22 protein-coding genes are annotated in these 21,836 nt (G+C 40.3%); 16 read left to right on the top strand and 6 right to left on the bottom strand.

From position 1 onward, the window contains the following. Window positions 1-67 precede the first annotated feature (67 nt). Both AC27JP_RS04475 and AC27JP_RS04470 read right to left on the bottom strand, forming a co-directional pair. On the bottom strand, window positions 68-778 hold the full coding sequence (locus AC27JP_RS04475; protein ID WP_487112462.1) for a DUF3581 family protein: 711 nt from the start codon (window positions 776-778) through the stop codon (window positions 68-70). Between the two features lie 132 nt (window positions 779-910). Next, a complete protein-coding gene (locus AC27JP_RS04470) occupies window positions 911-1,222 on the bottom strand; it encodes a GIY-YIG nuclease family protein (RefSeq protein WP_487112460.1) in 312 nt (103 codons plus the stop codon). A 133-nt stretch (window positions 1,223-1,355) separates the two neighbouring features. Here AC27JP_RS04470 and AC27JP_RS04465 point away from each other — a divergent pair, with 133 nt between their 5' ends. Together AC27JP_RS04465 and AC27JP_RS04460 are read left to right on the top strand one after the other, a co-directional pair. Then, window positions 1,356-2,156: a DUF2797 domain-containing protein gene (locus tag AC27JP_RS04465; protein WP_487113453.1), complete on the top strand. Its 801-nt coding sequence runs from the start codon at window positions 1,356-1,358 to the stop codon at window positions 2,154-2,156. A 201-nt stretch (window positions 2,157-2,357) separates the two neighbouring features. Then, window positions 2,358-3,203 carry an HDOD domain-containing protein gene (locus AC27JP_RS04460; protein ID WP_487112458.1) on the top strand — a complete coding sequence of 282 codons (846 nt, stop codon included), beginning with the start codon at window positions 2,358-2,360 and terminating at the stop codon, window positions 3,201-3,203. A 37-nt stretch (window positions 3,204-3,240) separates the two neighbouring features. On the opposite strand, the gene AC27JP_RS04455 is transcribed toward AC27JP_RS04460, so the two are convergent. Genes AC27JP_RS04455 through AC27JP_RS04445 form a run of 3 tightly spaced genes read right to left on the bottom strand, consistent with a single transcriptional unit; the run spans window position 3,241 to window position 7,951 of the window. Next, the gene (locus AC27JP_RS04455; RefSeq protein WP_487112456.1) at window positions 3,241-4,293 is read right to left on the bottom strand and encodes a 2-oxoacid:ferredoxin oxidoreductase subunit beta; all 1,053 of its coding nucleotides are present in this window, start codon (window positions 4,291-4,293) and stop codon (window positions 3,241-3,243) included. Between the two features lie 11 nt (window positions 4,294-4,304). After that, window positions 4,305-6,164 carry a 2-oxoacid:acceptor oxidoreductase subunit alpha gene (locus AC27JP_RS04450; protein WP_487112454.1) on the bottom strand — a complete coding sequence of 620 codons (1,860 nt, stop codon included), beginning with the start codon at window positions 6,162-6,164 and terminating at the stop codon, window positions 4,305-4,307. Then, on the bottom strand, window positions 6,161-7,951 hold the full coding sequence (locus AC27JP_RS04445) for an FAD-dependent oxidoreductase (RefSeq protein ID WP_487112452.1): 1,791 nt from the start codon (window positions 7,949-7,951) through the stop codon (window positions 6,161-6,163). The genes AC27JP_RS04450 and AC27JP_RS04445 overlap by 4 nt, the downstream gene beginning before the upstream one ends. Window positions 7,952-8,263: 312 nt before the next feature. Between AC27JP_RS04445 and glnK the strand changes: the two genes are divergently transcribed. From glnK to AC27JP_RS04430, 3 genes are all read left to right on the top strand, one after another. Then, entirely contained in the window at window positions 8,264-8,602 is a 339-nt protein-coding gene (gene glnK / locus AC27JP_RS04440) for a P-II family nitrogen regulator (protein WP_487112450.1), read from the top strand. A gap of 10 nt (window positions 8,603-8,612) precedes the next feature. Further along, on the top strand, window positions 8,613-9,878 hold the full coding sequence (locus tag AC27JP_RS04435; RefSeq protein ID WP_487112448.1) for an ammonium transporter: 1,266 nt from the start codon (window positions 8,613-8,615) through the stop codon (window positions 9,876-9,878). Window positions 9,879-10,082: 204 nt separating this feature from the next. Beyond that, entirely contained in the window at window positions 10,083-11,006 is a 924-nt protein-coding gene (locus AC27JP_RS04430; RefSeq protein WP_487112446.1) for a Dyp-type peroxidase, read from the top strand. 32 nt (window positions 11,007-11,038) lie between these two features. On the opposite strand, the gene argR is transcribed toward AC27JP_RS04430, so the two are convergent. After that, the gene (argR, locus tag AC27JP_RS04425) at window positions 11,039-11,512 is read right to left on the bottom strand and encodes a transcriptional regulator ArgR (RefSeq protein ID WP_487113451.1); all 474 of its coding nucleotides are present in this window, start codon (window positions 11,510-11,512) and stop codon (window positions 11,039-11,041) included. Between the two features lie 193 nt (window positions 11,513-11,705). On the opposite strand from argR, the gene mdh reads away from it, so the two are divergent. The 11 genes from mdh (at window position 11,706) to ftsL (ending at window position 21,834) form a co-directional block, all read left to right on the top strand. Then, window positions 11,706-12,641, top strand: a complete 936-nt coding sequence (gene mdh / locus AC27JP_RS04420) for a malate dehydrogenase (RefSeq protein ID WP_487112444.1) — start codon at window positions 11,706-11,708, stop codon at window positions 12,639-12,641. Window positions 12,642-12,768: 127 nt separating this feature from the next. Beyond that, window positions 12,769-13,320: a hypothetical protein gene (locus AC27JP_RS04415; RefSeq protein WP_487112442.1), complete on the top strand. Its 552-nt coding sequence runs from the start codon at window positions 12,769-12,771 to the stop codon at window positions 13,318-13,320. 204 nt (window positions 13,321-13,524) lie between these two features. Continuing rightward, on the top strand, window positions 13,525-14,397 hold the full coding sequence (locus tag AC27JP_RS04410; RefSeq protein ID WP_487112440.1) for a collagenase: 873 nt from the start codon (window positions 13,525-13,527) through the stop codon (window positions 14,395-14,397). A 70-nt stretch (window positions 14,398-14,467) separates the two neighbouring features. After that, entirely contained in the window at window positions 14,468-14,947 is a 480-nt protein-coding gene (locus tag AC27JP_RS04405; RefSeq protein ID WP_487112438.1) for a YcxB family protein, read from the top strand. 279 nt (window positions 14,948-15,226) lie between these two features. Continuing rightward, window positions 15,227-15,787: a PA domain-containing protein gene (locus AC27JP_RS04400; RefSeq protein WP_487112436.1), complete on the top strand. Its 561-nt coding sequence runs from the start codon at window positions 15,227-15,229 to the stop codon at window positions 15,785-15,787. Between the two features lie 199 nt (window positions 15,788-15,986). Continuing rightward, window positions 15,987-17,000 carry a Fe(3+) ABC transporter substrate-binding protein gene (locus tag AC27JP_RS04395; RefSeq protein WP_487112434.1) on the top strand — a complete coding sequence of 338 codons (1,014 nt, stop codon included), beginning with the start codon at window positions 15,987-15,989 and terminating at the stop codon, window positions 16,998-17,000. A 36-nt stretch (window positions 17,001-17,036) separates the two neighbouring features. Further along, complete coding sequence (locus AC27JP_RS04390; protein WP_487112432.1) at window positions 17,037-18,665, top strand: ABC transporter permease; 1,629 nt, start codon at window positions 17,037-17,039, stop codon at window positions 18,663-18,665. Then, window positions 18,662-19,768: an ABC transporter ATP-binding protein gene (locus tag AC27JP_RS04385; protein WP_487112430.1), complete on the top strand. Its 1,107-nt coding sequence runs from the start codon at window positions 18,662-18,664 to the stop codon at window positions 19,766-19,768. The genes AC27JP_RS04390 and AC27JP_RS04385 overlap by 4 nt, the downstream gene beginning before the upstream one ends. A gap of 285 nt (window positions 19,769-20,053) precedes the next feature. Continuing rightward, complete coding sequence (mraZ, locus tag AC27JP_RS04380) at window positions 20,054-20,512, top strand: division/cell wall cluster transcriptional repressor MraZ (RefSeq protein WP_487112428.1); 459 nt, start codon at window positions 20,054-20,056, stop codon at window positions 20,510-20,512. A 50-nt stretch (window positions 20,513-20,562) separates the two neighbouring features. Beyond that, on the top strand, window positions 20,563-21,504 hold the full coding sequence (rsmH, locus tag AC27JP_RS04375; RefSeq protein ID WP_487112426.1) for a 16S rRNA (cytosine(1402)-N(4))-methyltransferase RsmH: 942 nt from the start codon (window positions 20,563-20,565) through the stop codon (window positions 21,502-21,504). A 15-nt stretch (window positions 21,505-21,519) separates the two neighbouring features. Then, entirely contained in the window at window positions 21,520-21,834 is a 315-nt protein-coding gene (gene ftsL / locus AC27JP_RS04370) for a cell division protein FtsL (protein WP_487112424.1), read from the top strand. Window positions 21,835-21,836 lie beyond the last annotated feature (2 nt).

Genomic DNA, 21,836 nt, shown 5'->3' with positions numbered 1-21,836 from the left:
ACAACTTTTTGCCGTCACAACGGGTAATTTTTTGATTACCCGTTTAGATACTGATGACGGCATTAATTTATTTTGCTAAATATAATGCTTTTTTGTCGTTGTATTGCGCCACTATAGTGTCAATTGTTGCTTGACAATAATCTCGTAAGCCGCTGAGCAACATGAACTTCTTGCCATGACCAATCACTTTCCCTTGAGACACTAAATCGAATGATAAACAGGCATTACCGCGTTTACCTTCGATATCTAATGTTGTTGAGGATAACTCTAATGCCACTTCTTGAAATTCAGTACTATCTAAATGGATAGACATGCTCTCATACATGATCATTGGGCGCGCAGGGTTGATCATGACATTATTTTCCTTCATTAAGCCAACCAGAATATGCGGAAATGTATGGCCTGAAAATTCGACATAGGCACGCGTTAATGCTTCAATTGCTTGGCTGTTTTTAGTGTGTTCACCAGCAACCGTCATACGTAAATATTCTTTTTGCTTGTCGTCGATGATACTTGCCGACGAGGTAATATCATTTGGAAAATTTAAAGCGATACCATCGGTAACCATACCGGAAAAAGTAAAACTCATTTCCTGATGCAAACCAGCACGTTCTAATACTAATGAAAAGAGTAAATCGCCAGGTACACAAAAGCGCTTCGCATTGATATCGTGTAATGGATTAAAGTCATCGGCAATTTGTTTAGCGAAGTCACTCGCTTGTTGGCGGGTAAAGCTAATTTTATTATCAGAAATACTGCAATAATTCTCTAAGAACATAGGTATTTGTCTTCATTAATAGCGGTTGAAATCGGCGCCATTCTAACAGTATGCTTAAGCAAAATCGAAATTTATTGTCATTTAATAGACAAAGCAGACCAGTAAAATCAAGGGCTTTAAGCGAACAGCTGTTTAGTTTTTTCGTTCTTGCATTTCGGTATAAGTGCCAACCAATTGCTCTTTTTTAGCTTTAGTAAGTTTCTTAAGTTGGTATTCACGGCGGCTGGCTTCTTGTCTGTTAAGTTGAGGCTCTGAGTACACCAAGCGAACCGGACGGCGAACACGTGTGTATTTTGCGCCTTTCTTATTGCACTCATTGTGTTCGATTACACGTCGTTCGAGTGAGGTTGTGATGCCACCATATAGGCTATTATCTGCACAACGGAGTAAGTATACGTACCACATAATCAATTTAACTTTAGAGTAAACTACACCTTCTATCATCGCAATTTTTCTTGGTTTATTCGAGATAAAATTAAATTAGTGCTAGCTGAGCTAATATGATTTTTATATCATGAACGGCTAAATAATGATGGGTTGAATTATGCAACAAATAGAAACTGGTGCGCTACGAAAAATGCGTGCGCAATTATCCGCTGATGGCACTGTGCAGTATCGTATGGTGATAGGTGAGCAAGAAGTTGAACTTAATTCACTTATTGGTAAGCAAATATCCTTGCATTATAGTGGTCATATCGATTGTCAGCATTGTGGTAAAAAAACCAAAAAAAGCTATTCTCAAGGGTATTGTTTTCCATGCATGCAAAAACTTGCACAATGCGACATGTGTATTATGAAGCCAGAAACTTGCCATTACGACAAAGGTACTTGTCGTGAGCCGGAATGGGGAGAAAGTAATTGCTTTATTCCGCATTATGTTTATTTGGCCAATACTTCAGGTTTAAAAGTGGGGATTACCCGCCATAGTCAAATTCCAACCCGTTGGATTGATCAGGGGGCCACTCAAGCATTGCCTATTTTTAAAGTAAGCACTCGCTTACAGTCAGGGTTGGTTGAAATAGCTTTGGCGGAGTTTATTGCTGATAAAACTAATTGGCGAGCTATGTTAAAAGGTAGTGCAGATGCCGTAGATTTAAAAGCTATTGCTGAAGAGTTGAAGCCAAAAATCGCCGAAAAACTAGCAAGCTTAGCGCTGACATACGGTGAAGGTGCCATTGAAGAATTAGATCAAGAGGTTGTTGATTTACATTTTCCGGTGCAAGAGTATTTAACAAAAATATCGTCATTTAATTTTGATAAAACAGCTGAGGTTTCTGGCCTATTATTAGGTATTAAGGGGCAGTATTTAATTTTCGACTCCGGGGTGATTAATATCCGCAAATTTACCTCTTATCATGTAAGTTTGCAGATTAATTAATTAATTCATCTATATTTAGGTGGAGTAGGCTAACTTAATATTGCTGATTTCAGTGGATTTTTTACCACGTCAAGTTAACCTATAGCCAGTGTGACAAAGGTTTTTGCGCTTCAAGGTTACGATATATTGAAATCGGTAATTAAAATTTAACGAACCATAAAATCTGCGGACAAACGACGGTGCTATGGTAGGAATAAAATAATGAATATAAATGACTATGCAGAACAGGCCAGCGATATTTTTGTGCTTTCCGACTCTTTTGTTCGTATTAAAGAACTGATTGATGATGAAAGCTCAACCATTGACGATATCGCCGATGTTATTTTATTAGATCCTGCCCTAGCGGGTACTATTTTGAAGTTGGCGAATAGCTCGTTTTTTAATTACCCTGGAAAAATTGATACTGTGTCTAAAGCTGTGCTGGTGCTAGGGATAACAGAAGTTTATAACCTAGTAATTGCTTTTTTCACCAGTAAAGCCTTTAACAAGCTAACCGCGGAGCAAGATTATTTAGATAATTTTTGGTGCAAAAGTGTCGATTGTGCACTGATAATTAAATTTATTGGCGTTAAGTTAGCTATTCCTAATGCTGAACGGTTATTTATTTTAGGCTTGTTGCATAATTTGGGTGAATTAGTGGTTCAACAATTATCGCCAGAGAAAGTTTATGCCGCCAATATGATTTCCAGCTCGGAGTTACCTTGGCATAGGCAAAATGCCGTTCTGGGATTTAGCTTCGGTGATTGTGCTGCTGAATTGTTAAAACAATGGCAGTTACCATTTACAATTATTGAGCCTATTCGTAATCAAGATAATGATGACTTTGAGTTTAGTAGTGACGAAAGTAAATTATTATATCTCGCTAAACGTATTATGTTGACGAACTATGATTGTAAGTCTCATCCTGTGGAATTGTTGTTGAATGAAAACGCTTTACAACAGTTGCCTATTGACCAAAATATGTTGCAGGGCGCGAGTAATTTTTGTGATCTCGAGCGCTTAAGTATTTTGGCAATATTAAACCCAAGTTCAGCGATGATTTATTAAACCTTGTCAGATAAGCGAAATTTTACCTGTCGATAAGTTAGCGAAAGCTATCATTAATACTGGCTAGCACTCTATTCCCCGGACAAAGTAGGTCTTGGTTTAATTGATTTAATGGCGTATCTGACGAGTTATTAATGTCATGAAAGCTTTCGCCATTGGGGTCTAAATAAAACAGCCCGGTTAAAATTTCTCCCTGTTGTTTATGGTGTTCAATGTCATTAATCGCTTTCATGGCATTCTGGGTATCATAGTCCGCCTGCAATTTATGAATGCGCATTAATGAACCGTCGTGCAAGCAAACATCTTCACACACTCCTGCTTGGCAATCGCTGGTGATCTCTGTTTTGACCGGAATAAAATCAGTTATTGCTGCGGTCGTTATGTGTTCATGGACATAATCGTAAGAGCGGGTTGAACCGGCATGATTATTAAAGGTTACACAAGGTGATACGATATCTAAAAAGGCAAAACCTTGATGGCTAATTGCTGCCTTAATCAATGGCACTAGCTGTTTTTTATCTCCTGAAAAGCTACGGGCGACAAATGTTGCGCCTAACTGCAATGCCATCACACACAAATCGATATCAGTAAATAGACTTAATTCACCGGTTTTGTTGGTAACACCTTTGTCGGCTGTTGCCGCTAGCTGGCCTTTGGTTAAACCATATACGCCGTTGTTAGCAACCATATAAAGCATATTAAGCTGCCGCCTGACAACATGGGCAAATTGCCCTAAACCGATGGAAGCACTATCACCGTCCCCCGACATAGCTAAATAGGTTAAATCTCGATTAGCCAGGTTTGCTCCTGTTGTTACCGACGGCATACGGCCGTGCACAGAGTTAAAACCGTGGGCTTTATTAAGAAAGTAGTTTGGGGCTTTTGACGAGCAGCCAATGCCTGACATTTTAGCCACTTGGTGTGGTGGCAAAGATAATTCAAAACAGGCTTGAACTATGGCTGAAGTAATAGCGTCATGACCACAACCGGCGCATAACGTTGATAAAGCGCCTTCGTAATCGCGATAGGTTAAGCCTAAATCATTGACGGGTAAACGCGGGTGATGAAATTTTGATTTTTGGTAACTCATGTTAAAACTCCTTAGCCGGTTTTAGTGACAGATGATTGCGTTGCAAAATGTTCGAGGACATTATTAACGACAAATGAGCTTGTTAATGGCAGACCATCAAAGTTTGCAATGGCGTTGAGCTTTTCTGGAGCAATAGATAACTCGTTGCTGAGCAGTGTTCGCATTTGGCTGTCGCGATTTTGTTCAATAACAAAAATGTCTTGGTGATCATTAATGAAGTCGACAATTGCATCATTAAATGGGAATGCTTTGATACGCATGGTGTCAACGGATAAACCATGATCTTTTAATTGTTGTATGGCTTCAGGTATGGCATGACTGCTAGTGCCAAAAAATATTAAGCCTATTTTCGCTCGACTTTTCGATTGCACTATCTCAGCAGCTGGCAGCAAGTTCACCGCATGAGCAAATTTTTTCGTTAATCGCTGCATATTATCTACGTAATCAGCAGACTTTTCGGTGTAGCCAGCATATCGGTTTCGAGAAGTGCCACGGGTGAAAAATGCGCCTTTATCAGGGTGGGTTCCGGGCAATGTTCGATAACATATGCCGTCGTTATCGACATCAAGATACCGGCCATACTCATCCAATTCATCTAATTGCTGAGCAGAAAGTACTTTACCTAGCTGGTAACTTTGCTGATCATCCCAGGTAAATTCGGCAGTTAAGTGATCATTCATGCCTAAATCTAAATCACTCATGATAATAACTGGCGTTTGTAGTTGATCTGCCAGATCAAATGCCTGAGCAGACATGGTGAAGCATTCAAAAGGGTCTTGTGGAAATAATAGTACTTGTTTGGTATCACCATGCGAGGCGTAGGCACAAGCTAAAATGTCTGATTGTTGAGTACGGGTGGGCATGCCCGTTGATGGACCAGCACGTTGCACGTTTACAAGCACCATGGGAATTTCCGCAAAATATGCTAGGCCTAAAAACTCAGTCATTAAGGAAATGCCCGGGCCACTGGTGGCGGTAAAAGCTCGCGCGCCGTTCCAGCTAGCGCCAATGGCGATACCAATAGCGGCCAATTCATCTTCCGCTTGTACTAGCGCATAATTTTTTTTGCCGGTGGCGGGATCGATTCTCAGCCGAGCACAATAGCTGGCAAACTTTTCTACCACGGATGTTGATGGCGTAATGGGATACCAACCGACAACTGTTGCACCGCCATAAACCGCTCCAAGTGCCGTGGCAGTATTGCCATCAACCATAATGCGATTATTGATTAATTTTCGACGCTCTACTTTTATTGTTAATGGACATTGAAAATGCTGGTGAGCGTATTGATAGCCTAATTCTAGGGCATAGATATTGGGGGTAATTAACTTGTCTTTACCGCGAAATTGTTCAGTCACTAAGGTTTTCAAAACATCAAAATCAATATGCAGCAACGCCGCAAGTGCACCGACATAGATCACATTTTTAAAAAGCTGGCGTTGGCGTGGATCTTGATATTCTTTTTGGCAAATGGCGGAAATAGGAATGGCAAGGTAGTGAATATCATCGCGAATTTCACTTTCCTGCAGAGCACGAGAAGAGTCGTACAGTAAAAAGCCGCCACTGGTTACGCTGTCAATGTCGTCTGCTAAGCTTTGGGCATTCATAGCAACAACTATTTCAGAGCGACCGCCGCGCCTTGCTAGGAAATTATTTTCGTTAATCCTGACTTCATACCAAGTCGGCATACCCTGAATGTTGGACGGAAAAATATTTTTTGCACTGACTGGAATGCCCATACGAATAATTGCTTTGGCAAACATATTGTTGGCACTTGCTGAGCCAGTGCCATTGGTATTGGCAAAACGGACGACAAAGTCATTGACGCTGTGACAAGTATTAGGCAGCGAGGTTACAGATATTTGGCTCATTTTATGGTTGCTCCAATATTGTCGATGGTTAGCTTTTTCATGTCCCATGCACCAGTGGGGCAGCGCTCTGCACATAGGCCACAATGTAAGCAAACATCTTCGTCTTTGATCATAATGCGGCCGGTTTTTAATGCCGGCGATATCAATAACTCTTGTTGTGGGTTAATTTCTTTCACACGAAGCTTTTCTAATATTTGCTCAGCGTCATTTTGCGTATTCTCATCAACGTCAACAAAGTTGATACAGTCCATTGGACAGATGTCATCACATGCCGAGCATTCAATACAGGTTTTTTCGTTAAATACAGTATGGACATCACAGTTCAAGCAGCGATGGGCTTCTTCTAATGCCAGTTTTTCATCGAAGCCTAACTCTACTTCGGTATTCAATTGCTTTACCGCCTCTTCCCAGGCGATATGCGGTACCTGATTACGTTGCTCGTGGCTAATGGCACTTTGATAACTCCAGTCATGAATGCCCATTTTTTGGCTGATCAGGTTAAAGCCTACTTCAGGTCGTTCTTGCTGAGTATTTTTACCTTGGCAAAATAAATCGATGGAGATTGCGGCTTGATGGCCATTGGCAACGGCACTAATAATATTTTCCGGCCCAAATGCTGCATCGCCACCAAAAAATACCTGAGGCAATGTAGATTGCAGTGTTTGCTTATTAAGTGCGGGTTGTTGCCATTTGTTAAATTTGATGCCGATATCACGCTCAATCCAAGGGAATGCGGTGTCTTGACCTACCGCGACTAAGACTAAATCACATTCAACTAATATAGTTTCGCCAGTCGGGAGTAAAGTTCTTTTACCTTGCTTGTCATAGCTTGAAGTCACTTTTTCAAATAGCACACCAATGAATTTACCGTCAGTCATCACATATTCAATTGGGGTATGATCAGCTTTAATGGTGATACCTTCTGCTTGCGCATCTTCTTTTTCCCAAGGGGATGCTTTCATGGCATCAAAACTTGAACGAACCAGCACAGTTACTTCATTGGCACCGAGTCTTTTTGCTGTTCGACAACAGTCCATTGCCGTATTGCCGCCACCTAGTACCACCACACGTTTTGGCGCTTTTTCGGTATGCTTGAAGCTAACATTGGACAACCAATTGATACCAATTTCGATATGGCTAGCAGCTAAGTCATGGCCCTGAATTTCTAACCAACGGCCCGATGGCGCGCCGGTACCAATAAAAATGGCATCAAATTTAGCTTGCAGCAGCTTTTCTAAACTTGATATTTCTTCACCAAAGTGGCATTCAACGCCCATTTTTAGAATGTAATCGAGTTCTTCGTCTAATACCGATTCAGGTAATCTAAAGGCGGGTATTTGGCTACGCATCATGCCACCGGCTTTTGCATCACGTTCATATACCACCACTTCATACCCCAACGGCAGTAAATCTCTTGCTACTGTTAAAGAAGCTGGGCCAGCACCAATCAAGGCGATGCGTTTGCCGTTTTTTTGCTGTGGAATGGCTGGTAAGTACGAATAAATGTCTTCTTTGTAATCGCTGGCGACCCGCTTTAAACGACAGATGGCGACGGGCTCATTTTCAACGCGAGTGCGTCGACAAGCCGGCTCACAGGGTCGATCACAAACTCGGCCTAATACGCCCGGAAAAACATTCGATTGCCAGTTAATCATATAGGCATCGGTATAGCGTTTTTCTGCGATTAAACGAATGTATTCAGGGACAGGGGTATGAGCAGGGCAAGCGTGCTGACAATCGACGACTTTTAAGAAGTGCTGGTATGAAGAAGTATCGGTGTTTTTCAATAGCTTATTCCTTAGCAGTAACCTGATTAAATAATCTACACCCAAAGCGGAGGCAGTTAAACACTTTTCGTTATTTAATAAATAATTTTTTTAATACTAGGGCGCTTGTCAGTGTGGTGATTTGCTAAGTAGCCGAATGCTAGGTTTGTTCTCACTGAACTTGCACCAGCAGTTAACAAGCGCGGCGCTTTACGCACTGCAATGGTGCGACACTAATTTCATAGAATGCATTATCTTACTGTTTTAAAAGATTAAATTGTTTTGGCACAAGGATTGATACCTAGTATTCAAGACATAAATAAGGATTAAAAAATGAAATTAGTCAGCGCAATAATAAAGCCTTTTAAACTTGATGATGTCAGAGAAGCGATTTCTGAGATTGGTGTCGAAGGTTTAACTGTCAGTGAAGTCAAAGGATTTGGCCGCCAAAAAGGCCATACCGAGTTATATCGTGGTGCAGAATATCAAGTAGATTTTCTACCAAAAGTAAAACTTGAAATTGCCGTCAATGATGACGTTGTTCAACGACTTGTTGAAGCGATTAGCCAAGCAGCCTATACCGGAAAAATTGGTGACGGCAAAATCTTTGTTTATGACCTTGAGCAAGCCGTGCGTATTCGTACCGGCGAGCAAGATGTAGAAGCGATTTAGGAGCAGCACGATGGAACAAAATATTTTTCAACTTCAATACGCCATGGACACATTTTATTTCTTGATTTGTGGTGCCTTAGTGATGTGGATGGCTGCGGGTTTCTCTATGCTTGAGGCTGGTTTAGTTCGCGCTAAAAATACCACAGAAATATTAACTAAAAATGTCGCGCTATATGCGATTTCTTGCATGATGTATTTAGTTATTGGTTACGACATTATGTACGGCGGCGGCATGTTTTTATCAGGCATTGAAACAGTAGACCCTGCTAAAGTATTAGCTGATTTCTCGGCGCGAGAAGATGGTTTTACAGGGGCAGCAATATACTCAGCCGCTTCAGATTTCTTTTTCCAAGTGGTCTTTGTGGCTACCGCGATGTCGATTGTTTCTGGCGCGGTGGCTGAACGCATGAAGTTATGGGCATTTCTCGCTTTTGCTGTGGTATTAACTGCGGTTATTTATCCGATGGAAGGCAGCTGGACCTGGGGTGGTAATGCCGTATTTGGCTTGTATACCTTAAGTGACTTAGGCTTTTCTGATTTTGCCGGTTCAGGCATTGTGCATATGGCCGGTGCTGCAGCGGCATTAGCGGGGGTATTACTGCTAGGTGCCCGAAAAGGTAAGTACGGTGCTGATGGCCGAGTAAATGCAATTCCCGGTGCTAATTTACCGATGGCAACCTTAGGGACATTTATTTTATGGATGGGCTGGTTTGGTTTTAATGGCGGCTCAGTGTTAAAGCTTGGTGATATTGCCAGTTCTCATTCTGTCGCTATGGTGTTTCTCAATACCAACGCAGCGGCGGCGGCGGGCGCTGTATCGGCACTGATATTAGCCAAACTGCTATTTAAAAAGGCAGACTTAACCATGGCATTAAATGGTGCGCTGGCGGGGTTAGTGGCAATTACAGCTGAGCCGTCAACGCCGACGCCAATGCAAGCTACCTTGTTTGGCGCGATTGCTGGTATCGTGGTGGTGTTCTCAATTATCAGTTTAGATAAGTTGAAAATTGATGATCCTGTTGGCGCCATTTCAGTGCATGGTGTTGTTGGCTTACTAGGATTATTATTGGTGCCGTTAACAAATGATGCATCAAGCTTAACTGGGCAACTAATTGGTGCCGCAACCATATTTATTTGGGTGTTTTCTACTAGCTTGATTGTCTGGTTTGCTTTGAAGCAGCTGATAGGTATTCGAGTGAGTTCTGAAGAAGAGTATGAAGGTGTCGATAAGTCAGATTGCGGTATGGAAGCCTATCCAGAGTTCACGCGCGGCTAGTTGAAGGTAGAAATTATATCGCGTCGAGCGAATAGATGATCAGAACACCAAGGTAGCTTTACCTTGGTGTTTTATTTTGATATTTCCCAGATAATGTCGGCGTAGATCAAGCTCGCTGAAATAATTCGTAAAGTTTTACTGTTATCATTAATAAAATGTGTAAAATTACCTTATTAATTTAGATGTTTATAAACGGATAACTTTATGGCTAGAGAGCAATTTGGTGTGTGTGCCGAGCCCAGCCTTCACGGATACTATTTATTATTTAATGCTTTGGATGATAAAAATTCATTTATTCGGCAGGCGTTATCACGCTTACCGGCACTATTTGATAAATATGCCGATCGTTTTTCAGAAGCTAATCTTGCTGGTGTTATCGCCATAGGGACTAATTATTGGGATGAAATTTACCCGAAAGGTCGGCCAAAACACTTAAGAGCATTTCCTGAAATGGCGGTAGATGACCGTGTTGCACCGGTTTGTAATTACGATATCTATATCGAAATTCGCAGTGATCGAGGTGATGTTAACCATATTGTTGCCACGAAAGTTTGCGAATTGTTAGCCGACAGCGTTGAATTGGTTGAACAAGTTCGAGCATTTCGCTTTTTAGATGGTCGAGATCTAACGGGGTTTGTCGATGGTACGGAAAATCCACAAGGACATCATCGCCGCCGAGTTGCACTAATAAATGAAGAACAAGATGCTGAATTTTCTTCCGGTAGTTATCTGCATATTCAGCGTTATCGTCATAATTTAAATTTATGGAATTCTTTAGAAGTAAAAGACCAAGAAGATGTTTTTGCCCGTACTAAGGTTAATAACGAAGAATACTCGGAAGAGAATAAAGCACCAACCTCACATATTAAACGAGTAAACTTGAAAGACAGTGAAGGCAAGAGTATTGAAATATTGCGTCAAAGCATGCCGTATGGTGATATGAAGTTGCAGGGGCTATTTTTTGTTTCCTATTGCCATTCTCCTGAGCCTTTTGAGTTAATGCTGGCAAGTATGATTGTTGGTGACGGCCATGGTCATAGCGACCATATGTTGAAGTATACCCAAGCTGAAACAGGCGCGGCCTTTTTTGTTCCTAGCTTGAATATTCTGGCGGAACTGGGAGAGTAATTTTTTAGTTTGTGTTTTTTTAACCTAAGCTTTTAGCTTAGGTTTTTTAAGAACAGCTCTTCAAGCTTAATGATGGTTAGTTTAATTTGAGTCACATCTGTTGGCGCGATGAAAATAGTATCATCACCAGCAATAGTGCCGAGTACACCATCACTTTTACTTAAGCTATCGAGCAAACGCGCGATTAATTGCGCCGCGCCCGGGCTAGTGCGAATAATGATCATGACATCATTGTGTTCTATATCTAATACCAGTTGCTTAAGTGGACTCTTTGCCGTTGGCATACCTAGTTCTGCCGGTAAACAATAAACCATTTCTTGGCGAGCGTTACGGGTGCGCACCGCGCCAAACTTACTTAACATGCGTGATACTTTAGATTGACTAATATTTTCAAAACCTTGAGATTTTAAGGCATCGGCAATATCACCTTGCGAGCTAAACTGCTCTTGCTTTAATAGGTCTTTAAAGGCTTGTACTAAGGCTTCTTGTTTTTGTTGTCCGCTCATCATGATCCGCTATTTTATAAATATATTTGTCGAGAATTATTGACTTGTAATACCTAAGTATTATTTCACAATTTCCATTATACGTTATCCTTATAAGCCAATACAGATGAATAATCATTGTTTTTTGGCCACTTATACTATATCTTTTGGCCAACAAAATATTACGTAATTACTCAAATTTCGGAGACATCAAATGAAAGTTGCTGTGCTAGGCGCTGCTGGTGGTATCGGCCAAGCGTTATCTTTACTATTAAAAACTCAATTACCTGCCGGTTCTGAATTATCTTTATATGACGTTGCACCAGTTGTTCCGGGTGTTGCTGTTGATTTATCACACATCCCTACTGCCGTTAAAGTTGCAGGTTTTGGTGCTGATGATTTAGCTGCTGCGCTTTCAGGTGCTGATATTGTAATTATCCCAGCGGGCATGCCACGTAAACCAGGTATGGATCGTGCTGACTTATTCGCTGTTAATGCGGGTATTATCAAAACGCTAGCAGAAGGCATAGTTGCAAATTGTCCGAAAGCGTTAGTGGGTATTATTACTAACCCAGTAAACGGCACGGTACCAATTGTTGCTGAAGTATTTAAGAAAGCCGGTACTTACGACAAAAACCGTGTGTTTGGTGTAACAACGCTTGATGTTATCCGTAGTGAAGCATTTATCGCCGAATTAAAAGGCATGGATGTAAACGATGTTAAAATTCCAGTGATTGGTGGCCATTCAGGTACCACAATTTTACCACTTCTTTCACAAGTTGAAGGTGCGACATTCTCTGATGAAGAAGTTGCAGCATTAACGCCACGCATTCAAAATGCTGGTACTGAAGTAGTAAATGCTAAAGCTGGCGGCGGCTCTGCAACACTATCAATGGGGGCAGCTGCTGCTCGTTTTTGTTTATCTTTAGTTAAAGGTTTACAAGGTGAAGACGTTGTAGATTACGCATACGTAGAAGTTGAAGGCGGCGATGCACCTTACTTCGCTCATCCTGTGCGTTTAGGCGTTAATGGTATTGCGGAAGTATTACCATACGGTGAGTTAAGTGCATTTGAGCAACAAGCAAAAAATGACATGTTAGCGACATTAAAAGCAGATATCCAAGAAGGTGTTGATTTTATCAACGGCTAATCTTGTTAATATTTTGCTTAAAAAACCGCGTTTATCGCGGTTTTTTATTGCCTGAAATTCATCTACGGCATTGCTATATTCTTGTGAATGGTCAAAATATACAAAGAAGTATTTAGAAGGAAATTAAATGAGTAAGCCCAATAAGCGTAAATGGCTATTAATACGTGAAAACTTTGTATTTCAAATTAAATTGATGCTAGATGCCGTGCGCGACTTATTACTGAGCCCGGTGGCAATTATTTGCACTGTGCTTGATTTAATTAAAGGAAACCATGTTGGTAATGGCTATTTTCAACGCTTAATGAACCTAGGTCATCAGAGCGACCATTGGCTGAATTTATTTGGTGATCTTCCTGAGGGTCTAGATACAAACCAAGCAAATGCAGTGGCTGCTGAGCAAAATAAGCAGGCTGGTAACGTAAACAATAAAACCAGCGGTGAGGTTGATAAAAATGTTGATAATTTGTTTTTAAAAGTCGAAGCCTTATTGGTTGAACAACACCAAAATGGCGAGTTGACCATAGCGGCGAAACAAAAGCTTAACCATTATTTTGAAAAAATACTTTCTCGCAATAAAACCAGTTCAGACAACGATGATATGCAGCCAGCAGATGCGTTGACAAACGACCTTGAAACCTCAGCTACTACGACCAATTTTATTGATGAAAAACATCAGTAACTTTTATTCCCGTTAACATTAAGTATGATTTGCTAAGCACCATATTTGCATTGCTAGACAACATTGCTTTATTCATTGCAAGTCCGGCTTTTTTGTTGCTTTTCATTGATGATTTTATATATTATATTGTATGCAATTTATTTTAATAAGGATAATAAGTTGAATATTAAAAACCATCAAAGGAAAGTTCAAAAGTTAATACTCTTGAGCACTTTTACTTCATTGTTGGCCTATGGCGGTGGAGAAAATTCAGTTGACGAGCTTGCGGCTGTTACAGACGTGTTGACACAATCGACTGAATGTAACGAAACCATAGTGATCCGCTCACAATCACTTGATAAAGCGCAATTAGACTCAGCCTGTATGTTGTTAATTGCTCAAGAGGATAAATTTCATCAAGTTTTTAACACGAGAGGCAAGCCAGTTGCAGATGACAACAATGTAAAAATGAGAGCTAATATTTATTCCAGCCGCGATGAATTCGTAAAATATGCGACTGCACATTTTAATATGCCGACTGACAATGGTGGCATGTATTTAGAAGGTTACCCCGATAAAGCCAATAACCAAGCCGAATTTGTTGCTTATGAACGCTCAGGAAAAATTTGGAATTTAAAGCATGAATATATTCATTATTTAGATGGTCGTTTTAATAAATATGGCGATTATTGTAATGGTTTGCATGACGATCACGCTGGGCCAGAGTTTTGTCCCACGCCAAACTTAGCTTATCCGCATATTGTTTGGTGGGCTGAAGGTTTAGGTGAGTATTTGGCCTGGGGTGATAATAACCCTAAAGCTATAGCATTGGCGAAAGACAACAGCTTTGCCTTAAGTGAATTATTTAATACCAGTAGTAATGAAAATACCGGCTCAGATCGGGTTTACCGCTGGGGCTATTTAGCGGTACGTTTTATGATGGAGCAACATCGTGATTTAATTGATGAGATGCTGGTGCATATTCGTCGTGGTAATTGGCAAGCTTACCAAAGGTTGATAAAAAGTTGGGGCACAAGACTAGACGGTGAGTTTAGTACTTGGTTAGCAACATTAAACATAGCTGAAAAGAGTCAATAGTATTTATCAATGGTTATGGGTAAAATGCTACTAACCTTAATTGATCAAAAATGTTGTTGTAGCACTTCTTATGCAAAATATACCAGAGCCGTTAAATTATCAATCAACCTTTATTTTGGATAAGTCACATTTTACTGAATGTTATGAAGAATCTGTTGTGCCACAGCCTTTTTCATCACTTTACCTAAAAGCGTTAGTAATGCTGATAATAGGGGCAGGCTTAGTGCTTTTCTCCGACATTAATCCTTACGCGGCGTGGTTTATCTTTTCACTTGGTATTTTAGAGGCTGTAAGCACCTACTATCGTAAACCTTGGTGGGTGATGCGGCAAATGCTAAGTAAGGTGGCAAAGGCAGAAGTTACCATCGAAGTGACTGACGAATATATTCGAACACATTCCTTCTATAACGACAACAAAATGTATTATTGTGATATCGATAGCATAGTGGCAACTGAAAAAGGTTGGTTGATCAGCCATAAGTCAGGGCGACATTACATAGCAAATCGCTGCTTAACTGAGCAGGTAAAGCGATTTTTACAAGCTAAATGATGAATACTTAGTCAATTACTTATCAATTTAGGGTATATTTTTTCTCAAAAAATCCCTGTAACCACGTATTTGTTCTAATTTTAGTCATTAAAACAACACCTTAAATTTAATTATTGTTTATTCGTTTTCGAGGTTTATTTTCAGGCAAATATGTACCAGAATGATCTTAGTTACATATGTAAATGAAATTAACAAATAATTAAAATAAATAATAATTGTCATCCACGTTTAACAATAAAAAATAATAATTAACGTGCGGCTGTTTACTAGGTGAAAAACGTGAAAAACGTGAAAAAGTTACAACTGGGAATAATGATGGTGCTTTTAGCACCATGTCTGCTATTACAAGCACTCGAGTTAAATACCATAGGTGTTCAACCACACCTTATCTTACAAAAGAATGCTGCGGATGGAGAGCGTACCTTTATTAGCAACTTTCAAGGTGAGCCCAACTGGAGAAGACCACCGAAAAATATTGCTGGTCACTTACTTAGCAAGCAAGGAAATGTGACTGCACAAGTGGTGCTAGCTGAAAATTATCAGACCGATATTAGCACCAAAAAGAATAAGTATTGTCGAGAACCATTTGCCAAGGGCACTTTTAATGGCGAAATAGTTATTTGTCAACAAAGTGATAATTCGGTAAATGCTATTGCGGAGAACCTAAAGCAAGCAGGCGCTGCCGGCATGATTATCCAAGCCACGTCATTAGAAAATATCGAAAGTAATACCGTAGAAGCAATACCTAGTATCAGTTTGAATTTAGATGCTTATTTTTTGTTGAAAAATTGGGTTAAATTCAGCGAGCCAGGTACTGCTATTGCGACTATTGGCGATTAATCACCACTATATCAATAACAATTTATTTGAAGCTGCGAGTAGCGGCAGCTTTATTAAATTTATGCGTTGATTTGCCTTAAATCAAAGTTAAATGAGAATAATTCTCAAAAACCTTGACAGTCACATTTATCTTCATTAGTCTGGCGGAAAATTTAGTTATTCAAATTATTCCATTTTCTGAATTATTTAGGCGGGCTTCATGTTAAATAAAATCTGTTTTTCTTTTCTTGTTTTACTAGCGTTATTCACGACAAGTTATCATGTATCGGCAAGTGAAGAAGTTAATGTTTACTCGTACCGCCAACCGTTTTTAGTTAAACCGCTTTTCGATAAATTTACGAAAGAAACGGGTATTAAAGTCAATGTTGTTTTTGCAAAAAAAGGCATGGCTGAACGACTAACTCGTGAAGGGGAATACAGCCCAGCAGATATCTTATTGACCACAGATATTAGCCGTTTAATTGAATTGCAAGATAAAGGTTTGCTCCAAGCCGCTACATCGGCTGAGATGACATCAGCTATTCCTAAGCAATTTAAAGCTTCTGATGATACTTGGTACGCGTTAACAACTCGTGTTCGTAACATCTACTCGGCCAAGCGATTAGGAAAAATAGACTTTAGCTATGAAGATTTAGCCGATAAAAAGTGGCAAGGAAAAATTTGTACACGTAGCGGTAAACACCCATACAATGTTGCCTTAGTCGCATCAATGATCGCTGAACATGGTGAAGCTAAAACATTAACTTGGTTAAAACAAGTGAAAGCGAATTTAGCCCGTAAACCTCAAGGTAGTGACCGCGCACAGGTTCAAGCAATTCATCAAAAATTATGTGATTTATCTTTAGGTAATAGTTATTACTTTGGCAATATGCTTAAAGATGAGAAGCAAAAAGTTTGGGCTGATGCTGTTTATATTAATTTCCCTAATCAAAGTAATCGCGGTGCCCACGTTAATATTTCAGGCATGGGGATGGCAAAATACGCGCCGAACAAAGTGAATGCTTTAGCGTTAATGAATTTCTTGGTGTCAGAGCCGGCACAGAAAATGTATGCTGAAACTAACATGGAATATCCGGTACGCCCGGGTGTCAAACCGTCTAAGTTAGTTGCCTCTTGGGGCGAGTTCAAAGCAGATAACCTATCGCTAGAAACGATTGCGATGCAACGCAAAGCGGCATTGGCATTATTAGACAAAGCAAAATTTGATTTATAGTTTGCTCGCTTGATAGATGAAAAAAGTTAGTTTGTTGTGATCACAGGTAATAAAAGCACCAGCTGGAAAATTTCTAGCTGGTTTTTTGCATTAGCACTAATGATACCTGTGCTAGTGATGATTGTTGCTGGCATTAATGCTTCTACTGATTTGTTTTTGCATTTATGGTCAACCGTATTGCCTGAATACATTAGCAATACCTTATTGCTGGGTATATTGGTCGCTATATTATCGTTAGGTTTTGGAGTTCCCGCCGCGGCATTAATCAGTCAAACCAATATCGTTATGGCCAAGCAACTACGGTGGCTGCTGATGCTACCGTTGGCAATGCCAGCTTACCTTGTTGCTTACCTTTACACGGATTTATTTGATTATGCTGGGCCTGTGCAAAGAGCTTTGCGTGCTTGTTTTGGTTGGCAAACTCCTAATGATTATTACTTTTTTGATATAAGAACCTTAGGCGGTGCAGCTGTTGTTATTGCGTTAGTGCTTTTTCCTTACGTATACATGTTAACCCGTACCGCATTTGAAAGTCAGGATAGAAACTTATTACGGGCAAGTCGTTTACTTGGCTGTACAGAAAAACAAAGTTTTTACCAAATTGCCCTGCCTTTAGCACGCCCTGCTATTGCCGTATCGCTAACCTTAGTGGTGATGGAGACATTGGCTGACTTTGCCACCGTGCAATACTTTGCCGTGAATACCTTAACGACGGCGATTTATGATACTTGGTTAGGTTATGGCGATTTTGCTGCTGCCAATGCGTTAGCCAGTATGCTGATGTTATTAGTGTTATTTGTGGTGGTGGCAGAACAAAAAGCTCGGGCAGGGCAGCGTCACCAATCAAGCCGACCTAATACCGAGCAAGAGTTAAAAACCCTTTCTATGCCACAACAAGTTATGGCCAGTATGTTTTGTTGGGCTTTAGTTGTCGCAGGCTTTTTGCTACCTTTGGCGTTATTGATTGTTATGGCCGTTGATTATGCCGATTACTCGCAGTTTCTGAGTTTAGTTGATACCGGTAAGAACAGTATCAAAGTTGCTGTTTATAGTGCAACTATTGCCACTTTGATCGCACTTTTCTTGGCGCTATTTCATCGCTTACATCATAGTAAATGGCGTATGATGCCCTTGCATGTCTCTGGCTTTGGCTATGCAATTCCGGGCACAGTGCTAGCGATGGCAATGCTTGCGACCTTTGGGCCTTTAGATCATATCATTAATGATGTGGCTAAATATTTTGACTTTAAAGCACCGGGTTTAATTTTATCAGGTACTGTCTTCGCCATTATATTTGCATATGTGGTCAGGTTTTCAGCCATTGCCAATGGTACAATCTCGGCAGGTGTTGGGCAAATTCCGAAGTCGTTAGATTTAGCACCGGCAAGTTTAGGCACTAAACTGTTGCCAATGGTATTACGTGTACATCTACCCTTGTTAAGGTCATCAATACTGGTCGCTTGGTTGTTAGTTTTTGTAGAAGCGATGAAAGAGTTACCTGCGGTATTGTTACTGAGGCCCTTTAACTTTGAAACCTTAAGTACACAAATATACCAACTTATTTCAGATGAAAGGTTAGAGCAAGGCGCGTTAGGGGCAATTTTAATTGTACTGTTTGGCTTGTTACCCATTATTTTTCTTAATCGCCAAAAGGATAGCAAGTGAACGAACTGGTCAAAATTGACAATTTAGCAGTTGAATTGCAAAACAAAGCCATTTTATCTGATGTTAAATTGTCATTGAATAAAGGCGAAATACTAGGACTCGTTGGCCCTAGCGGTTGCGGTAAAACCACTTTACTTAATACCTTAGCGGGTTTTATTGAACAATCGGATGGTGAAATCTCTATTCAACGTGAAAGCCAGCCGGCAATCATCATTTCTCAGCAAAGCATGCTACCAGCAGAGCAACGTAACATCGGCATGATTTTCCAAGATTATGCGCTATTTCCGCATTTATCTGTTGGCGAAAATATTTGTTTTGGTATTAAGAAGCTTGAAAAGTCGGAGCAACAAAGTCGATGTCAGGAATTGTTGAACTTACTTGAATTAACTGAGCTTGCTGAACGATATCCTCATCAACTATCTGGTGGACAACAGCAACGCGTTGCTATTGCTCGTGCGTTAGCACCACAGCCCAGTTTATTATTGCTTGATGAACCCTTTTCCAATATTGATGCAAGATTGCGTCATGAACTAATGATAGAAATTAGGCAGTTGTTAAAGCGTTTGAATATGACGGCTATTTTTGTCACTCACAATAAAGATGAAGTCTTCACTTTTGCCGATAAAATCGCCGTGATGCATCAAGGAAAAGTCTTACAAGTTGGTGCACCAGCGTTAGTTTGCCAACAACCCAATAGCTGGCAAGTGGCAGACTTTTTGCAATTAGGCAGTTGGTTGCCGGTAGAAGCCATCGCCATTGAAAATGACTGGAAACTGAAATCAAATATTGGCTCGTTAACAAACAAAGCGATTAGTAATTTCGATGAGTTAACTAGGGAGCAAGCCGAACATAGCAGCGCTCGTTATCAATTATTAGTTAAGCCCAACAACATTACCTTATGTTCTGAGCAAGCCAATAATGTTATTATTGAACATATTGGTGTTACTGAGCAGGGCTATCATTATATGTTAAATAGTCTTGAGCAATCCTCAGCGCTGTCATTTTTACAATTGAGTTTTTACAGCCAACAATTGTTTAGTGTCGGTACGGAATTGTCGATCAAGCTGAAAGGCGAGCAATTTCTTTTATATTCTGTTGATTAATTCCACAAAAAGACAAGATCCTGCGCCACTGTCGCTAATTTGTGACAGATAAATAACTTATGGTACGAAGAATCTTTAAATTTTCAGTCAAATTTGGGTATTAGATCCACAAAAGCCCACAAATTCATTAACTTCCTCCCGAGCCTTTATTTTATAGGCGATCAGCGTGATCAATTTGCGAAAACTTTGCTTGACATAAGTTTGCTTTACTCACTAAACTGTATCAATGTGGGGAAAAGTGGGAAATAGTGGATCAACTGAGATCTAAAAACACTAAAACGGAATATGTATAGAGGCGCAAGCGCAATAACGCTCGATAGTAAAAATCGAATAACGATACCTACGCGGTATCGCGAGGAGCTTATTGCCGATTGCCAAGGAAAAATGGTCTGTACGGTTGATATTCAACATCCGTGTTTATTGTTATATCCACTACCCGAATGGGAAGAAATAGAGTTAAAACTGTGTAATTTGTCGAGTATGAATCCACAAGAAAGACTATTGCAGCAAGTATTGCTCGGTAATGCTTCCGATTGTGAAGTTGATAAAAGTGGTCGTTTATTAATTAACGGGCCATTACGTCAACACGCAGGACTTGAAAAAAGCTTAATGCTAGTCGGGCAATTGCGAAAATTTGAAATTTGGAGCGAAAGTGCTTGGCAAGCTCAAATGCAGCAAGGCATAGCAAAAATTCAGTCAGGTGAAATTGAACTGACTGAGCGCTTACTCGATTTATCATTGTAATAAATCAGTGAATGACATTAATAAAAACCAATTGGCGTTAACAAAATCTAATGCAACAAGATAAATCACATATTTCAGTATTGCTTGAAGAGTCGATCACCGGTTTGGCGATAAAGCCCGATGGTGTTTATATCGATTGTACCTTTGGTCGTGGCGGGCATTCGGGATTAATCTTGGATAATTTAGGGCCAAATGGCCGTTTAATCGCTATTGATAGAGATCCTACGGCAATTGCTGCGGCAGAAAAGTATGCCGATGACGATAGATTCATTATTGAGCATTTTGGCTTTGCGGATTTACAGGCAATTGTTGAAAAACATCAATTGCTAGAAAGAGTTGACGGCATACTTCTAGATCTGGGGGTTTCATCGCCACAATTAGATGAAGCTGAGCGTGGCTTTAGCTTTATGAAAGATGGTCCGCTAGATATGCGTATGGATACCAGTAGCGGACAAACTGCGGCACAATGGCTGGCCGTCGCGGATGTGGAAGATATAACTTGGGTACTGCGCACTTTTGGTGAAGAAAAGCACGCTTGGCGAATTGCCAATGCCATTGTTGATAGCCGTGAAGAGAGCCCGTTAACTAGAACAGGCCAATTGGCACAACTGATTAAGAAAACCGCGCCACAGCGAGAAATTAAAAAACACCCAGCAACGCGCAGCTTTCAAGCGATTCGTATGTATATCAACAGCGAACTAGAGCAAATTGAAAAAGCATTAGCTGCATCGCTTAACGTGTTAAAAGCAGGTGGCCGTTTAACCGTGATCAGTTTTCATTCGCTTGAAGACCGTTTAGTGAAGCAATTTATGAAAAAGCATTCGCAAGCGAAAAAAGTGCCACGTGGATTACCTATCAGTGAAGAAGAATTAAACAAAGGCAAGAGCTTGGCTTTAGTCGGTAAAAAGTTGAAACCAACTAAAAATGAAGTTGAAGAGAATGTGCGTTCTCGTAGCTCAGTTTTAAGAGTTGCAGAGAGATTAGCACGCTAGTAATGGTGCCATAGAATGACAACCAAGAAAGTTGTGTTAGCACTAGACATATGGCACGACATTCAGCGCCATTTACTGATTTACGGTATTTTACTTTTAGTTGTTGCTTCAGCATTTTCGGTGATTTATTTCACCCATTTAAACCGACAAACAACCAGTAAAATAGAAGTGTTGTTAACAGAACGAGACGCGTTGGAAAATGAATGGCGTAACTTGTTATTAGAGCAAAATAGTTTAGCAGAGCATAGTGCGATAGAAAGTAGAGCCGAGAAGCAACTTAATATGGCGCGGCCGGATGCAAGTTCGGAAATTGTTATTAAATTACCATGATT

Source organism: Colwellia sp. SU-HH01172 (assembly GCF_057553355.1).
This window is presented reverse-complemented; position numbering and strand designations above follow the sequence as displayed.

What these genes read in the sequence shown, in the direction of transcription:
- AC27JP_RS04475 (WP_487112462.1), bottom strand. Translation starts at nt 778, where the DNA reads ATGTTCTTAGAGAATTATTGCAGTATTTCTGATAATAAAATTAGCTTT.
- AC27JP_RS04470 (WP_487112460.1), bottom strand. Translation starts at nt 1,222, where the DNA reads ATGATAGAAGGTGTAGTTTACTCTAAAGTTAAATTGATTATGTGGTAC.
- AC27JP_RS04465 (WP_487113453.1), top strand. Translation starts at nt 1,356, where the DNA reads ATGCGTGCGCAATTATCCGCTGATGGCACTGTGCAGTATCGTATGGTG.
- AC27JP_RS04460 (WP_487112458.1), top strand. Translation starts at nt 2,358, where the DNA reads ATGAATATAAATGACTATGCAGAACAGGCCAGCGATATTTTTGTGCTT.
- AC27JP_RS04455 (WP_487112456.1), bottom strand. Translation starts at nt 4,293, where the DNA reads ATGAGTTACCAAAAATCAAAATTTCATCACCCGCGTTTACCCGTCAAT.
- AC27JP_RS04450 (WP_487112454.1), bottom strand. Translation starts at nt 6,164, where the DNA reads ATGAGCCAAATATCTGTAACCTCGCTGCCTAATACTTGTCACAGCGTC.
- glnK (WP_487112450.1), top strand. Translation starts at nt 8,264, where the DNA reads ATGAAATTAGTCAGCGCAATAATAAAGCCTTTTAAACTTGATGATGTC.
- AC27JP_RS04435 (WP_487112448.1), top strand. Translation starts at nt 8,613, where the DNA reads ATGGAACAAAATATTTTTCAACTTCAATACGCCATGGACACATTTTAT.
- AC27JP_RS04430 (WP_487112446.1), top strand. Translation starts at nt 10,083, where the DNA reads ATGGCTAGAGAGCAATTTGGTGTGTGTGCCGAGCCCAGCCTTCACGGA.
- argR (WP_487113451.1), bottom strand. Translation starts at nt 11,512, where the DNA reads ATGAGCGGACAACAAAAACAAGAAGCCTTAGTACAAGCCTTTAAAGAC.
- mdh (WP_487112444.1), top strand. Translation starts at nt 11,706, where the DNA reads ATGAAAGTTGCTGTGCTAGGCGCTGCTGGTGGTATCGGCCAAGCGTTA.
- AC27JP_RS04415 (WP_487112442.1), top strand. Translation starts at nt 12,769, where the DNA reads ATGAGTAAGCCCAATAAGCGTAAATGGCTATTAATACGTGAAAACTTT.
- AC27JP_RS04405 (WP_487112438.1), top strand. Translation starts at nt 14,468, where the DNA reads ATGCAAAATATACCAGAGCCGTTAAATTATCAATCAACCTTTATTTTG.
- AC27JP_RS04395 (WP_487112434.1), top strand. Translation starts at nt 15,987, where the DNA reads ATGTTAAATAAAATCTGTTTTTCTTTTCTTGTTTTACTAGCGTTATTC.
- mraZ (WP_487112428.1), top strand. Translation starts at nt 20,054, where the DNA reads ATGTATAGAGGCGCAAGCGCAATAACGCTCGATAGTAAAAATCGAATA.
- rsmH (WP_487112426.1), top strand. Translation starts at nt 20,563, where the DNA reads ATGCAACAAGATAAATCACATATTTCAGTATTGCTTGAAGAGTCGATC.
- ftsL (WP_487112424.1), top strand. Translation starts at nt 21,520, where the DNA reads ATGACAACCAAGAAAGTTGTGTTAGCACTAGACATATGGCACGACATT.